The 13,454-nt window shown below is 75.5% G+C and carries 11 protein-coding genes; 1 reads left to right on the top strand and 10 read right to left on the bottom strand.

Features of this window, described 5'->3' with window-relative positions; genetic code table 11:
• Window positions 1-56 precede the first annotated feature (56 nt).
• A complete protein-coding gene (locus ACIOJE_RS23495) occupies window positions 57-1,064 on the bottom strand; it encodes a hypothetical protein (protein ID WP_280678237.1) in 1,008 nt (335 codons plus the stop codon).
• Window positions 1,065-1,424: 360 nt separating this feature from the next.
• Between ACIOJE_RS23495 and ACIOJE_RS23500 the strand changes: the two genes are divergently transcribed.
• Window positions 1,425-2,633 carry a glycoside hydrolase family 26 protein gene (locus tag ACIOJE_RS23500; protein ID WP_400778513.1) on the top strand — a complete coding sequence of 403 codons (1,209 nt, stop codon included), beginning with the start codon at window positions 1,425-1,427 and terminating at the stop codon, window positions 2,631-2,633.
• Window positions 2,634-2,650: 17 nt separating this feature from the next.
• On the opposite strand, the gene ACIOJE_RS23505 is transcribed toward ACIOJE_RS23500, so the two are convergent.
• The 9 genes from ACIOJE_RS23505 to ACIOJE_RS23545 all read right to left on the bottom strand — a co-directional run bounded on the left by ACIOJE_RS23505 (window position 2,651) and on the right by ACIOJE_RS23545 (window position 13,436).
• Complete coding sequence (locus ACIOJE_RS23505) at window positions 2,651-3,811, bottom strand: GNAT family N-acetyltransferase (RefSeq protein WP_400778516.1); 1,161 nt, start codon at window positions 3,809-3,811, stop codon at window positions 2,651-2,653.
• Window positions 3,808-4,602, bottom strand: coding sequence for a Wzz/FepE/Etk N-terminal domain-containing protein (locus ACIOJE_RS23510; protein WP_400778519.1), 795 nt, complete (start codon window positions 4,600-4,602; stop codon window positions 3,808-3,810). The genes ACIOJE_RS23505 and ACIOJE_RS23510 overlap by 4 nt, the downstream gene beginning before the upstream one ends.
• A gap of 52 nt (window positions 4,603-4,654) precedes the next feature.
• Window positions 4,655-5,770 (bottom strand): glycosyltransferase, encoded by a 1,116-nt coding sequence (locus ACIOJE_RS23515; protein WP_400778522.1) that lies wholly within the window; start codon window positions 5,768-5,770, stop codon window positions 4,655-4,657.
• Entirely contained in the window at window positions 5,767-6,681 is a 915-nt protein-coding gene (locus tag ACIOJE_RS23520) for a polysaccharide deacetylase family protein (RefSeq protein ID WP_400778525.1), read from the bottom strand. The genes ACIOJE_RS23515 and ACIOJE_RS23520 overlap by 4 nt, the downstream gene beginning before the upstream one ends.
• Window positions 6,671-8,392, bottom strand: coding sequence for a lipid II flippase MurJ (locus ACIOJE_RS23525; RefSeq protein ID WP_400778528.1), 1,722 nt, complete (start codon window positions 8,390-8,392; stop codon window positions 6,671-6,673). Before ACIOJE_RS23525 ends, ACIOJE_RS23520 begins: the two co-directional genes overlap by 11 nt.
• Complete coding sequence (locus ACIOJE_RS23530; RefSeq protein WP_400778531.1) at window positions 8,389-9,702, bottom strand: O-antigen ligase family protein; 1,314 nt, start codon at window positions 9,700-9,702, stop codon at window positions 8,389-8,391. The genes ACIOJE_RS23525 and ACIOJE_RS23530 overlap by 4 nt, the downstream gene beginning before the upstream one ends.
• A gap of 5 nt (window positions 9,703-9,707) precedes the next feature.
• The gene (locus ACIOJE_RS23535; protein ID WP_400778534.1) at window positions 9,708-11,231 is read right to left on the bottom strand and encodes a sugar transferase; all 1,524 of its coding nucleotides are present in this window, start codon (window positions 11,229-11,231) and stop codon (window positions 9,708-9,710) included.
• Window positions 11,232-11,639: 408 nt separating this feature from the next.
• The gene (locus ACIOJE_RS23540; protein WP_400778537.1) at window positions 11,640-12,794 is read right to left on the bottom strand and encodes a glycosyltransferase; all 1,155 of its coding nucleotides are present in this window, start codon (window positions 12,792-12,794) and stop codon (window positions 11,640-11,642) included.
• Window positions 12,795-12,995: 201 nt separating this feature from the next.
• Window positions 12,996-13,436, bottom strand: a complete 441-nt coding sequence (locus tag ACIOJE_RS23545) for an SRPBCC family protein (RefSeq protein ID WP_400778540.1) — start codon at window positions 13,434-13,436, stop codon at window positions 12,996-12,998.
• Window positions 13,437-13,454: the final 18 nt, after the last annotated feature.

Raw genomic sequence — 13,454 nt, forward strand, 5'->3', positions numbered from 1 at the left:
TACCGGGCCGCACGGGAACCCCCGGGGCTACCTCCCCGGGGTACCGGCGGCCGGCGCTACTGCTGGGGCTGCGTGGACGGCTGGTCGCCCGCGGGGGCGTCCTGACCGGCCAGGGCGTCCGGCACCGGGTTGTCCGCGGCCGGGCTCGCCGCCGGGTCGGTGCAGCCGCCCTGCGGACGGACCGCGGCGAACGGCACCGTCGGGCTGCCGCAGGCCGCCTCGGGCGCGGCCGCCTTGGTGTCGAACACCCGGGCCGGGACGATCGGACCGTCCGTGATCAGCACCCGGCTGCCGTCCAGCGCCTTGATCGACGCGGCCGGGCCGGTGTTCAACTGCCAGCCGCTGCTGTCCAGCCGGTAGCCGCTGATGCCGCCGGAGACGGCCAGCCCGGCACTGTTGGTGCAGCTGCGCGGAACGAGCACGGCGTACTCGGTGCCGACCGTGCGCAGCGGGTCGTAGACGCAGTTGCCGGGCGGCTTGGAGTTGTAGCGCAGGTCGCCGTCGGCGTCGCGCAGGCCCATGGTCAGGTTCGGGGTGACCACGGCCACCCAGGCGGAGGCGCCCCGCGGGACGGTGTGCAGGGCCGCCGCGGCCCGCTCCCGGGCCAGCTCCTTGCGCTGCTCCTCGGTGCGCTTGTCGGCGCCGGGCTCGCCGTCGCCGCGCAGCCAGTCCGCCAGGCCGGGCACCGCCCGGTGCCAGCGCACCTCGTGGTCGCCCGGGCGCACCGAGGTGATCAGGCCGTCGTCCCAGACCACGATGGCGTTCTCCCCCGCCATCGACAGGTACAGCGCGGTGGCGCCCTCGCGGCGGTAGGACCAAGCCTGCTCGCCGCTCTGCCGGTGGAAGGCCTCCAGCCCCGGGCCGACCTTCAGGTCCAGGTCGGCCGCGCTCAGCGACTGCGAGTTGACCGGCGTGGCCTCCGCGTCGCCCGGCCCCGCCACCCGGTCGCCGAACGGCACCGGCTTGTTCGCGTGCGCCGCCGCACCGGCCGCAAGGACCAGCATCACCGCCAGGGCAGGCAGGATCGAGCGGGGGGTCAGTACACGCAGCGGCTTCGGGGACACGGCCGGAGCGTACCTTTCGGCGGGCACGGGAGTCAGCCCGGAATCGCCGCCGGTCCGGACCGCGGACCGCACGCCCGGACACGTGCGCCCTCCCCGCGCACCCACCCGCCCACCTGCGCCGTCGGGGCCGCGGCCGGACCGCCGCCCGTTCCGGGGCCGACCGCCCGGGCCCGACCGGACCGTTACAGAGCTGATACACGGAGCGCTCCGCCGGCGGCCGTTGCGGCAGACGGCGTTCGAATATCGCCCACTTTAGGGTGACATTCGGCTTTTCCGACGCGCGCCGGGCCTACTGTCGGCGAGCGGAGCGCCACGGTCCGTCCAGTGCGCCCCCGCCCCGAGACGCCCGGAGGAGAGACCATGCGATACGGCCGCCTGACGCTGGCCGCCGCCGCCCTGCTGCTGACGGCCACGGCCAGCGTCCCGGCCGGGACGCCGCTCAGCCAGACCGAACGGCACGCCCTCGCCTCGGACGCCTTCGAGCCGCGCGGCGCCGCCCCCCGCCCGCCCGTCCAGCGGCCCACGCACGAGCCGCCGTTCGGCGCCTTCGTCGGCTCCTGGGACAACTACATCCCGCAGGTCGGCCGGTACGCGAGGTGGCTGGGCGACGCCAACCTCCAGGTCGGCCACACCTATCTGGCGGGCAACGGCTGGGCCGACGTCGAGGGCGAACCGGTGGTGCTCGGCATGTGGTCGCAGTGGCGGCTGGCCGACCCGTCCCGGCTGCTCGTCCTCGGCGTGCCGATGCTGGTGCCCAACGAGGCGAACGTGCCGGACGGCGAGGTCGCCAAGCTGCTCGCCCAGGGCGCGCGCGGGGACTTCGACCGGCACTTCCTGCGGCTCGCCCACCGACTGGTCGCCCTCGGCGGCGCCGACACCGTGCTCACCCTCGGCTGGGAGATGAACGGCGTCACCTACACGCACCGCTGCAAGCCCGACCCGTCCGCGTGGAAGGTCTACTGGCGGCGGATCGTCGGCGTGATGCGCTCGGTGCCCGGGCAGCGGTTCCGCTTCGACTTCGCCCCGACCCGGGGCCTCGACGCCATCCCGTGGACCAAGTGCTACCCCGGCGACGACGTGGTCGACATCATCGGCATGGACAGCTACGACCAGCCCGCCGGGGCCACCTTCGACGACTACGTGCGCGAGCCGTACGGGCTGCAGGACCAGGTGGAGTTCGCCGCCAAGCACGGCAAGCCGGTCTCGTACCCGGAGTGGGGGCTGTTCCGCAACGGCGACAATCCCGAGTTCGTGCAGCGGATGGTCGAGTGGATGCGCACCCACGACACCGCCTACCAGACCGTCACCGACTACTGCCCGCACGGCTTCTTCCAGTGCGACCGCAACCCGCGCTCGGCCGCCCGGTTCAAGCAGCTGATGTCCAGCTCGAAGGGGGCGCCGGCGGTCGTGCCGACGGCGCCCCAGGTGCCCACCGCGCCGATCGCCCCGCCGGTGGCGCCGAGCCCGCCCAAGCCGCCGAGCCCGCCCGGGGCGGCGAGCCCGGCGCCGAGCGCCTCGCCGAGCCCGGCTGCGAGCCCGGCCGGGGCCGGGACGCCCGCCCGGCGCTGAGCCCGGGCGGGCTCCGGTCAGCTGCGGCGCCGGGCCAGCAGGGCCTCCTTGAGGCGCGGGAAGCGCGTGCGCAGCACGTGCACCGCCTGCTGCCGGGCGCGCACCGCACCGGCCCGGACGGCGACCGCCGGCGCCGCCCCGGCCGGACCGAACAGCAGGCGCTGGTTGGGCAGTTGGTCCGGCCGCCAGCGCTGCTTGTACGGCTCCTGGCCGCGCAGCAGGCCGAGCACCGGAACACCCGCGCCGACCGTCTCGTCCAGGGCCGCGCCGAACAGCAGCCCGGCGATGTCCAACCGCTCGCGCAGCACCGGGTGCGCGCCGTACATGTACAGGCCCCCGAAGGACGGGCAGAGCAGCAGCAGGTTCACCGCGACCAGTTCGCCGTCCAGCCGGAACCGGTGGACGGCGGCCTTGCCGGTGGCGACCAGGCCGGTGGTGGACTCGGTCAGGTGGCGGGCGAAGCGCTCGGTACGGTGCTCCGCGGTGACACCGCGCTCCTGCCACTGCAGGAAGTGCAGCCGCAGCAGGTTCTCCACCGCCTCCGGCACCTCGGCCACCGGTGTCGGGCTGACCTGCACCCCGACCTCGGCGATCTTGCGCAGCTTCACCCGGCTGCGCTGGGCGGTCTTGCCGGGCACCCGCTTGAGCAGCCGGTCCATCGGGACGGCCGGCAGGTACTGGCAGAGCGAGTCCTGGTAGCGGCGGCGCCGGCCGTGCCAGTGCTCGTACACCCGCTGCACCGCCGCCTCGGGGTGCACCTCGCGCAGTTCCAGCGAGTGCCACGGGCGGGTGAGCGGGAGGGCGGCCGCGAACTCGGCGGCGGCCCGGTCGGCGCAGTCGTCGTCGAGCAGGACGTCGGAGTAGTCGACCAGCCCGGCGCCCAGGGCGGTCAGCCCGCCGAGCAGGCCGCCACGGCGCATGAAGGCGCCCGCGCCGACCAGGAGGCCGTCCCGGCGGACGAGCACCACCAGCAGGCCGCCCGGGCTGCCGTAGTGGCGCCACCAGGAGCGCTGCCAGGCGGCGGCCTGGAAGAAGGTGGTGGTCCGGCAGCGGCCGGCCAGGGCGTCCCACTCCTCGGCGAGGGTGTCCAGGGCGTCGTCCTCGCGGCGCAGCTCGGTTGTCCAGCCCGGCGCCGCCGACCGGGCCGGGAGGCCGGTGCGCCGGGTCTCGGTGCTCATCGTCCGCTCCCGGTGGCGGCCTTCTCCTTGGCCGGGGGCTCCTCCGCGGCCCCGGGCTTCCCCGCTTTCTCCGCCTTGGTCCCCTTCTCCGCCTTGGCCGTCTGCGCCGTCTGCTCGGCCCGCTCGGCGGCGGGCGGCTCCTCGGTCCGCGGCCGCGGGGCGGTCGGCGTCGCCGCGACCGCCGGGGTCTCCGCGGACTCCAGCGCCTCCGGGGCCGCGGTCGGGGCGGCGGCCTCGACCCGGCGGCGGGTCATCATCACCAGGGCCCCCACCAGCAGCCCGGCCGCGCCGCCCACCGCGACGTCCAGCTTGGCGGACGGCGTGGTCGGCCGGTCCGGCTCGGCGGCCGGCGCCAGCGTCACCAGCCGGACGTCGGTGTCCTTGCTGCTGGCGTTGGCGAAGGAGACCAGCGAGCGGGCCACCGCGTCGGCGGTCTGCGCGGCCTCCTGGGGGCGCGTCCCGGTGCCGGTGATCTCGATCATCGGGGCGTCCGGGGAGGTGGTCCCGTGGACCAGGGACTCCAGCCGGGCCCGGGTGTGGCCGGTCTCGGCGGCCGCCACCGTGAGCACCTGCGGCTGGCCGGCCAACCGCCCGTACGCCTGGGCGAAGTTGGTCGCGATGGCGGCCTCCCCCGGGTTCTGCGGCACCACGAGGACGTAGGCGCTGGCCGCGTACGAGGGGTGCGAGACGACGGCGTACCCGGCGCCGGCCGCGGCGCCCAGCGGCACCGCGAGCGCCACCGGCCACCAGCGGCGGACCAGACGGCGGGCGCTTCGGCGCGGTGTGGTCATGGGTGTGACTCCTTGGGTATGGAAGGGCGGATCCGGCGGCGGCGGCGGCCGGTCAAGCGCGGGCCAGCCGGTCGTAGAGGGCGCCCAGGTCGGCGGCGACCCGGGCGATGTCGTAGTGGCCGACCGCCGGGGGGTGCGGCAGCGGGTCGGCGCTGTGGTCGTTCAGGTGCCGCAGGTCGCGCAGCGCGGCGACGTACGCGGCGGCCTCGGACGGGATCCGGCGGGCCTGCGGGGCGGCGCTGGGCGGCAGTTCGTCGAGCGCCGGGCAGGCGCTGTGCCGCACCGGCAGACCGGCTGCGAGGCCCTCCAGGACGCCGAGGCCGAAGGTCTCCTCGGTGGAGGGGGAGGCCAGCACGTCCAGGGCCGTCAGCAGGTCGGGCACGTCGTCGCGCTCGCCGGTGAGCACCAGCCTTTCCCGGACGCCGAGTTCGGCGGCCCGGTGCTCCAGCGCGGCGCGCTCCGGGCCCGTGCCGACCAGCACCAGCCGGGTGGCCGGGTCGAGTTCGGCGAGGGCCTCCAGCAACACCTCGAAGCGCTTGCCGGGAACCAGCCGACCGACCCCGCCGACCACCCAACTCCCTTCCGGCAGGCCGAGTTCGGCCCGCAGCCGACGGCGGGCGGCCGCCCGGTCGGCGGCCGGGCGGCGGTAGCGCGCGGTGTCGATGCCGTTGGGGATCAGCTCGACCCGGCTCGGCGGGACGCCCCAGGAGTACAGGGTCTGGGCGACCTGGCGGGAGACCGCGACGGTCGTGCTGCCGAGCCGCTCGGCCGCCAGGTAGAGGCCCTTGACGCCGCGGGTGACCGGGCGGCCCTCGATCGCCCCGGCGTGCAGCGAGTGCTCGGTGGAGACCACCGCGCGCACCCCGGCGAGCCGGGCCGCCAGCCGGCCGTACAGCTGCGCCCGGTACAGGTGGGTGTGCACCAGGTCGTAGCGGCCGGAGCGGACCAGCCGGACCAGCCGTGGCAGCGCGCCCAGGTCCCGGTTGCCGCGCATGCCGAGGTGGTGGACGGTCACCCCGTCGGCGCGCAACGCGGCGGTGACCGTGCCGGGGTTGGTCAGCGCGACCACCTCGCACTGCTGGTGCGCGGGCAAGTGCCGCAGCAGCAGGTGGAGTTGACGCTCGGCACCACCCGAGGCGAGACCGGTGACGATGTGCAGGACCCTCATGGCCGGTTCCCCCGCCGGAACACCGGGCGGCTTCGGCGCAGCTCGGTGACGGTGTCGCGGAGCCGGTGCCGGCCGCGCTTGGCGCGCAGCCGCCAGGCGCCGTCGCGGTCGCCGACGTAGCAGCGGGGCAGCGCGAAGAGGCCGGTGAGCGGGGAGTGCCCGATCGCACAGGCGTAGTCGTAGCCGGCGTCGCGGACGGCCTGGGTGGCGGGCAGGTCGACGGCGCCGTACGGGTAGCAGAAGCCGGTGACCGGGCCGCCGACCACGTCCTCCAGGAGGCGCCGGCTCTCCCGGGTCTGCACCGTCAGGACGTCGATCGGCAGGCCCGGCAGCGCCTGGTGGCCGAGGCCGTGCGAGCCGATCTCCCAACCGGCGGCGGCGAGTTCGGCGACCTCCTGGACGGTGAGCAGCTGCTTGCGCGGCCCCTTGGCGTCCCAGTCGTTGTCCCGGCCGAGCAGGTCGGCGACCACGTATGCGGTGGCGGTGAAGCCGTACGCCTGCAGGATCGGTACGGCGTACCGGGCGAAGTCCGCGTAGCCGTCGTCGAAGGTCAGGCCGACCAGTTTGTCGTCCCGGCCGGCGGTGCGGGCCCGCATCAGCTCGCGGACGGAGACGCCGCGCCGACCGCGCCGGTGCAGCCAGGCGATCTGCTCGGCGAACCGCTCGGGGCTGACGGTCAGCCGGTACGGGTCCTCCTTCTCGACCGCCACCGAGTGGTACATCAGGATCCACGGCGAGGAGGCGCCGGGGCCGGGCGGTTCGCCGACCGGGTGACGGCTCCTGGGCAATCGCGCCTTCGGCCCAACGGGGTCGGCGAGCGGGATGTCGCCGCGTGGTGCGGCGGCGACCGGCACGGCCTGGCGGCGGACCCCCGCCTGGGTCGAACGGACGGTTCCCCGTTCATTGTCCATGGGGAAGCTTCCCTTCATCGGCGACGGTTGGCGGGTTCAGGGCCCGGGCCGCGGCGAGGACCGGACCGCGCACCTCACGCGCACCGAGACCGGTGCCGAGGGCGGCGAAGGCCAGCGCAACGGTGAGGCCCCCGAGCAGGGTCGAGAGCAGGGGGTCGGCGGCCAGCCCGGCGGCGGCGGCGCCGAGGACGGTGGCCCCGGCGGCGGCGGCCGCCAGCCGACCGTGTCCGCCGAGCACCCGGCGCAGCCGCAGCGGGATGCCGCGCAGCAGCAGGCCGTGCAGCAGCAGCGCGGCGGCGGCGGTGATGCCGGCCGCGTTCCCGGCGGCGAGCCCGAGGGCGCCGAAGCGGGGGGTGGTGAGCAGGCCGACCGTGACGGTGACGCCGAGTCCGAGCAGCATCGCGGCGACCGGGTACCAGTCCAGCAGTCGGCGGCCGCCGTCCTCGGGGCCCGGGTCGTCGGCCCGGCGGACCACCGGGCGCAGCGAGAAGTACGGACGGACTATCACGCCGACCAGGGCCTGGGCGGGCAGGCCGAAGCTGTAGACCCGGATGACGGCGGCGGTGGCGGCGGTGTCCTGCGGGCCGAAGGCGCCGCGCTGGAACAGCAGCGAGACCACCGAGGGGGCGCAGGCCATCAGGAAGGCGGTGCCGAACAGGACGACCGCCGCGGCCTGGCCGAGGTCCTTCTCGACCCGGTCCCGGGCGGCGGTGAGGTCCCCGGCCGCCAGCGCCCGGGCGACCAGCGGGAAGGTGACGGTGCAGATCAGGATGCCCGCCGTCATGGCCAGTTGGGAGACCTTGGCGGCGTAGTTGAGGTGCGAGATGGTGCCGGGCGGCAGCGCCGAGCCGAGGTAGCGCTCGACGAAGACCTGCGACTGGCGGGTCAGGGTGAACGCGGCTACCGGCAGCAGCGCGAGCGGCATCAGCACCAGGGCCTTGCGGGAGCGCCGGGCCCGGCCCGCGGTCGCGCCCCGGCGCAGCCGGCGCAGGAACGGGCCGACCAGCAGACCGGCCATCAGCAGGCTGCCGAGCGCGACGCCGAGGGCGGCGGAGCGCACGCCCAGGAAGGACTGGCAGCCGAGCAGCACGGCGAGGATGCCGAGGTTGTAGGCGACGTAGATGCCGGCCGGCGCGGTGAAGCAGTGGTGGGCGCGCAGCGCGGCGGCGAGGTAGCCGGCCACGCCGAACGGCAGCACGGTGATCGCGGTGATCCGGGTGCAGGCGACGGCGAGGCCGGGGTCGGCCAGGCCGGGGGCGAGCAGGTCGACCAGCTCCGGGGCACCCAGGGCGACGGCCAGCGCGAGCCCGCTGAGCGCGAGCAACAGCCAGGGCAGGGTGGCGCGGACCAGCTGGCGGACCGGGTCGGGGGCGTCCGGGTGCTCCTCCCGCAGCACCAGGGCGAGGGCGAAGGCGGGCACCATGAGGAAGGACATGGCGTCCTCGATCAGCAGCGGCGCGGCCGTCTCCGGTACGGTCCAGGCGACCAGGAAGGCGTCGGTGCCCTGGTTGGCGCCGAAGTAGCGGGCCAGCAGCAGGTCGCGCAGCAGGCCCAGGCCCGAGCCGGCGGCGCTGAGGACGGCGGTGATGCCGAAGGCCTTGGCGAGGAAGCCGCGCCGGGGGGCCGGGCCGGGCCCGGGTCCGGCGTCGCCGGCGGGGGCGCTGCGCGGGGCGGGCACCGCGGAGGCGAGGGCCGGCTGGTCGGTGGTCATCGCGGGTCGGCCTCCGCAACGCAGGCCCGGGCGGCGAGGCCGAGGACGACGGAGGTCAGCACGGTGGTGGTGCCGCCGATGTCCGCGTACAGGAAGTCGATCAGCACCCAGGTGAGCAGGGCCAGCGCGGCCAGGGCCGAACCCCGGGAGTGGCGCAGGCAGCCGAGCAGCAGGCCGAGGAAGAGCGCGGCGTAGGCGACGATGCCGATCAGTCCCTGCTCGCTGAGCACCAGGAAGTACATGTTGTGCGGGGAGAGCAGCGGTTCGCGCTGGAAGCCGATGGTGGAGTCGGCGGCGTCGCTGCCGGAGGAGAGCCGCAACGGGGCGTGGCTGTCGCGCAGTTGCTGGAAGGCCTTGGGGCCCGCGCCGTGGACGGGGTGGTCCTGCCAGATCCGCCCGGCGGTGGCCCACAGGTCGTAGCGGTCGGAGACGGACTGGTCGGGGGCGGCGGAGACGGAGCCGATCGAGCTGAACCGCTCGGTGACACCGGAGGCGCCGAGGCCGAGGCCGCCGACCAGGACGACCGCGGCGGCCAGGCCGAGGACGGCGCCGCGGACGGCGAGCCGGGCGTCGGCGCGCAGCAGCAGCACGGTGGCGGCGGCGCCGGTGGCGATCCAGCTGCCGCGGCTGAACGAGACGGCCAGCGGGAAGGCCAGGAAGGCGGCGGAGGCGAACATCGCGCGACGCAGCCGGGCGTCGCCGCCGGGGCGGCGCTCGGCCAGGGCCAGGGCCAGGGCGGCGAGCAGCCCGTAGCTGACGACCGTGGACATCGCCATGATGTCGAGGGCGCCGAAGGTGCCGACGGCCCGGATCGGCTGGCCGGCGTAGGAGGCGCCGGTCCGGGTGAGGTACTGGTTCGCACCGACCAGGCCCTGGATCAGTGCGGCGAGCACGAAGGAGCCGAGGACCAGCCGCTGGTCGACGCGGTCGCGCAGCGAGCAGAGCACCCCGGCCGGCACCAGGACGAAGACCTGGGTGAGCCGGACGAAGCCGGTCAGACTGGTGGCCGGGTCGATCGAGCCGACGGTGGCGACGGCGGCCGCGACCACGATCCCGCCGAACAGCACGCAGGTGGCGCGGCTGACGGCGGGCAGCCGCCCGCGCAGCAGGTTGAGCGCGGTGACGGCGACCAGGGCCAGCGAGGCCACGTCGGCGGCGGTGACGTGGACGGCGGCGGTGACGTCCTTCTCGCCGGTGGGCACGCAGACCAGCAGGACGGTCGCGGCGGCGAGCAGGCTGGTCCGGTCGGCCAGGACCGCACCCGCCTTCCGTAAGGCCGGCCGCGGGAAGGCGGGGAGGGTGAGGGCCACGCGGGTCAGCTCCCGTCCGGGTGGAGCATCAGGGCCGCGGTGCGGCACAGGATCTTGACGTCCTGCCAGAAGCTCCAGCTCTCGATGTAGCGGTTGTCGAACCGGGCCCGGTCCTCGATCGAGGTGTCCCCGCGCAGGCCGTTGACCTGGGCGAGGCCGGTGAGGCCCACCGGGACGCGGTGGCGGTCGGCGTACTCGGGGTGGGCCTGGCCGAACCGCATGACGAAGTAGGGGCGTTCGGGGCGCGGGCCGACCAGGCTCATGTCGCCGCGCAGGATGTTCCACAGCTGCGGCAGCTCGTCCAGCGAGCTGCGGCGCAGCAGCCGGCCGACGGCGCCCATCCGGTGGTCCTGGGAGATGTTCCAGCGGGTCGCCGACTCGTGCTCGTTGCTCGGGCGCAGGGTGCGGAACTTGAGGACGGTGAAGATCCGGCCGTCCAGCCCGGTGCGCTGCTGGCGAAAGAGCACGCCGGGGCCGGTGTCGAAGCGGACGGCCAGCGCGCAGAGCACCAGGACGGGGGCGAGCAGCAGCAGGCCGAGCCCGGCGGCGGTGACGTCCAGGGCGCGCTTGGCGACCCAGCCGGGGCGGCGCATCGCCGGGCGGCCGACCCGCAGGCAGGGGAAGCCCCACAGGTGGTCGCCGCCGGTCACCCGGCTGGTGGGCAGCGAGCCGTACTCGCGCAGCGCGGGCACCAGCCAGACCTGGCAGCCGAGCCGGACGGCGTCGCGCAGGGCCGCGGCGGTCTCGGCCTCGTCGGCGGCGCCGGCGGTGGCGACCACGTGGTGGATCCGGCGCCGGCGGACCTCGCGCTCCAGCACCTCGCGGCCGCCGAGGACGGGCAGGTCGGTGTCGCCGGCGAGCAGCGGCGGGTCGGCGTCGAGGAAGCCCACCGGGCGCATCCCGTACTCGCCGCGCTCGCTGAGGGCGGCGGCGACCCGGCGGCCGAGCCGGCCGGCGCCGAGCACCAGGACGGGGCTGGGGCGGCTGCGGCGGATCCGCCGGACCAGGTGGTACAGCACGGCGCGGCCCAGGGCGGCGATCAGCAGCTGGACGCCGAGCAGGATGGTGAGCCGGGCCGGGGTGGCCGGGCCGCAGTCGGGCCAGCGGCCCTCCAGGCAGCCGGCCAGGGTGACGGCGAAGGTGGTGGCGACCACGGCCCGGACGGCCAGCGCGGGCAGTTCGTCCAGGACGGACAGGGTGAGCCGGGTGCGGTAGAGGCCGCCGGTCAGGTTGAGGGCGAGCAGCACGGGCAGGACGGCGGCGACGCCGAGCAGCGGCGTGAGCGGGACGGTCGGGTCGACGGCCCGGTTGGCGAGGCCGGTGGCGGTGCAGAGCGCGATCGCGTCGACCTGGACCAGTGCGAGCGGCAGCGCGGTTCGGGAGCGGACCGCCCGGGGGGGCCGGCGGGGCGCTGGCACCGCCCGGGTCTGGGCGGATCCGGCCGGTCGGTCGAGCAGCCCGGTGCCGGGCCGCCGCGGGCCGGACAGGGGGCGACCGGATCGCGGCACGCTGTCGTGGTCAATGGTCATCAGCGCACGAACTCCCCTGCTGTGTGCCCGGGGTGACGGTGCCCCGGCACCGGTTGGCGCGGAGCGGCCGTCCCGGCCCGGTGGGCGCGGTCCTGACAGCACCTGCTGCCGCTGGCGGCTCTCGGTTCTCTCGCGCAGGGCCCGGCCGCGAAGGACTCGGTCACGACGGATCCGGTCGCGAAGGATCCGGTCGCGAAGGGCTCGGCCGCGAATTTCCGGTGTGAATTGAAAACGAAGCAGGCAAAATCCGACAATACAGAACCGGGACACACGGGCTGGAAGGTGACTTGCCATTTCATTCCAGCCGCCCATTAATAGGTATTTCGGATTTTACGCCTCTTCCTCATCCGGTTGAGGGTGCGAATACGACAGCGCCGGATCGGCGGGCATTCACGGCATGTGAAACGATCAGATCCGCTCTGGGACACGGGCCCGGCGCCGTCCGGCCGCCGGTCCGGCGCCGAGCAGATGGCGGTACAGCGCGTCCACCTGTTCGACCACCGTGCGGACGTCATGCCGGGCGACCACGTGATCACGCAGTCGTGCACCGCGCCGCTCGCACTCGATCGGATCGGACAGCGCTTCCGCCATTCGGGTGGCGAGCGCGGCCGCGTCCTCGGGCGGCACGACCGCCTGCCCCCGCTCGGCCTGGGGCAGGCACTCCCGGGCGCCCGGCACGTCGGTCAGCAGCACCGGGCGGGCCGCCGCCATCGCCTCCAGCGGGGCCAGCGCCATGCCCTCCCAGCGGGAGGGCAGCACCACCAGATCGGCCGCCGCCAGCCACGGGCGCGGGTCCGGCACGTCCCCGACCAGCCGGACCCGGGACGGCTCGGCCGACTCCCGGACCAGGTCCGCCACCCGCCGCTCCTCCGGCCCGCCGCCGATCAGCGCCAGCCGGGCCTGCGGCACCGTCCGCAGCACCTCCGGCCAGGCCGCGAGCAGCACGTCCTGGCCCTTCTGCCGGCACAGTCGGCCCACACAGACCGCGAGCGGGGCGTGCAGGTCCAGACCCAGCGCGATCCGGGCGGCCCGGCGGTCGGCGGGCGCGTAGTGGCGGACGTCCACGCCGTTGGGCACCACCGCCCAGTCCGCGCTCACCCCGGCGGCCACGCCGTCGGCCCGCTCCTGGACGCTGACGCAGAGCAGGCGGTGCGCCCAGCGGCTGGCGAAGCGCTCCCAGTGCAAGGTGGCGGCGGCCAGCGGGCCCTCGACGGCGGCGAAGGACCAGGCGTGCGGCTGGAAGACGGTCGGCACCGCGCCGCGCACAGCCAGCCGGCCGGCCAGCCCGGCCTTGGCGCTGTGCAGGTGGACCACGTCGGGCGCGGCCGCCCGGACGATCCGGCGCAGCCGCCAGGCCTCGGTGACGGTGCCCGCGCCGGGCGAGCGCTCGGCGGGCCAGTCCTGGACCAGCGCGCCCACGGCGGCGGCCTCCTCGGCCAGCCGGCCACCGCGCGGACAGGCCACCAGCACCCGGTGGCCCGCCTCGCGCTGCCCCCGGACCAGATCGACGACGACGCGGGCGACTCCGCCGTCCACCGACTGTGAAATGTGAAGGATCGTCATATGCACGGCGGCGAGCCTAGGGTGACTCCCCCACGCCGGGCGGCCCCCGTCACCCGGAGGTGGCGGGCCGTCCACCCGTACGGCTTTCCGCTCGCATGGGTGGACGGGCCGCTCGAATTCCCGGGCGAATTACCGGGGGGAAATGCGGGGCCCGCCGGATCTCCACGGATCCCGGCGGGCCTCGACGGATCCCGGAGGAGGTCAGCGGACCTCGGCGGCCAGGTTCGCCAGCACCTGGTCGTGGATCCGGTTCAGGCCCTTCGGGGCGAAGGTGCGCTCGAAGAAGCCGCCGATGCCGCTCGCGCCCTGCCAGGTGGCCGAGACGGTGACCTTCGACCGGCCCTCACCGGCCGCCGAGACGGTCCAGGTGATCACCATGCTGGAGTTGGCGTCCTTCTCCACCAGCTGGTCGGGCTTGGGCGCCGAGACGGTGAACAGGCACTCCCGCACGCGCTTCTCGGTGGCCTGCAGCTTCCAGTGCACCTGGGTGCCGGCGCCGGTGCCGCCGACCCGGACCTCGTACTCGCTGTACTGCGCGGGCAGCAGCTTCGGGCGGGTCACCTGGTAGTCGGCGAGCGCCTCGTAGACCCGCTCGGGGGCGGCGTCGTAGTCCCGCTCGGTGGTGGCCTGCACCTGTCCCATGACCTTGCTCTCCTCGTC

The organism is Kitasatospora sp. NPDC087861, from assembly GCF_044742585.1.
Lineage (GTDB): Bacteria > Actinomycetota > Actinomycetes > Streptomycetales > Streptomycetaceae > Kitasatospora.

Coding starts and splice junctions, on each gene's coding strand:
- ACIOJE_RS23500 (WP_400778513.1), top strand. CDS start 1,425: ATGCGATACGGCCGCCTGACGCTGGCCGCCGCCGCCCTGCTGCTGACG.
- ACIOJE_RS23505 (WP_400778516.1), bottom strand. CDS start 3,811: ATGAGCACCGAGACCCGGCGCACCGGCCTCCCGGCCCGGTCGGCGGCG.
- ACIOJE_RS23510 (WP_400778519.1), bottom strand. CDS start 4,602: ATGACCACACCGCGCCGAAGCGCCCGCCGTCTGGTCCGCCGCTGGTGG.
- ACIOJE_RS23515 (WP_400778522.1), bottom strand. CDS start 5,770: ATGAGGGTCCTGCACATCGTCACCGGTCTCGCCTCGGGTGGTGCCGAG.
- ACIOJE_RS23520 (WP_400778525.1), bottom strand. CDS start 6,681: ATGGACAATGAACGGGGAACCGTCCGTTCGACCCAGGCGGGGGTCCGC.
- ACIOJE_RS23525 (WP_400778528.1), bottom strand. CDS start 8,392: ATGACCACCGACCAGCCGGCCCTCGCCTCCGCGGTGCCCGCCCCGCGC.
- ACIOJE_RS23535 (WP_400778534.1), bottom strand. CDS start 11,231: ATGACCATTGACCACGACAGCGTGCCGCGATCCGGTCGCCCCCTGTCC.
- ACIOJE_RS23540 (WP_400778537.1), bottom strand. CDS start 12,794: ATGACGATCCTTCACATTTCACAGTCGGTGGACGGCGGAGTCGCCCGC.
- ACIOJE_RS23545 (WP_400778540.1), bottom strand. CDS start 13,436: ATGGGACAGGTGCAGGCCACCACCGAGCGGGACTACGACGCCGCCCCC.